Genomic DNA, 488 nt, shown 5'->3' with positions numbered 1-488 from the left:
CGGGTTCGACGCGCTGCTGCCCTCGGCGCGGCACGTCGAGCCGCGCACCCCGGGCCAGGTGCTCGAGCTCGCGGCTGCGCTCAAGCGCGAGGTCCCGGCCCGCACCGCGGCGCAGGTCGCGGCGATCCTGACCGAGCACGGCACGGGGGTGGTGCCCTCGGCGCGGACGTTACAGCGCCACTTCGCCCGGCTCGAGCTGAACACCCGCCCGGACGGGACCGCGCCGGCCGCGTTCGGCCGGTTCGAGGCCGCCGCGCCGAACGAGCGGTGGACCGGGGATGCGTTGCACGGGCCGGTCATCGGCGGGCGCAAGACGTACCTGATGGCGTTCATCGATGACCACTCCCGCGCGCTGGTCGGCTACCGGTGGGGACACAGCGAGGACATGCTCGCCCTCGCCGGTGCGCTGCGGAAGGGCTTGGCCGCCAAAGGTATTCCCCGAATCGTCTATCTCGATAACGGCGCGGCGATGGTCTCCAAACAGCTGC

General features: G+C 72.7%; 1 protein-coding gene. It reads left to right on the top strand.

The features are described 5' to 3' along the window. Nucleotides 1–58: 58 nt before the first annotated feature. Nucleotides 59–488, top strand: a 430-nt coding sequence (locus N864_RS23010) for an integrase catalytic domain-containing protein (protein ID WP_162164573.1), incomplete at its 3' end; no start/stop codon positions are given.

Source organism: Intrasporangium chromatireducens Q5-1, from assembly GCF_000576575.1.
Classification (GTDB): domain Bacteria; phylum Actinomycetota; class Actinomycetes; order Actinomycetales; family Dermatophilaceae; genus Intrasporangium_A; species Intrasporangium_A chromatireducens.
This window is presented reverse-complemented; position numbering and strand designations above follow the sequence as displayed.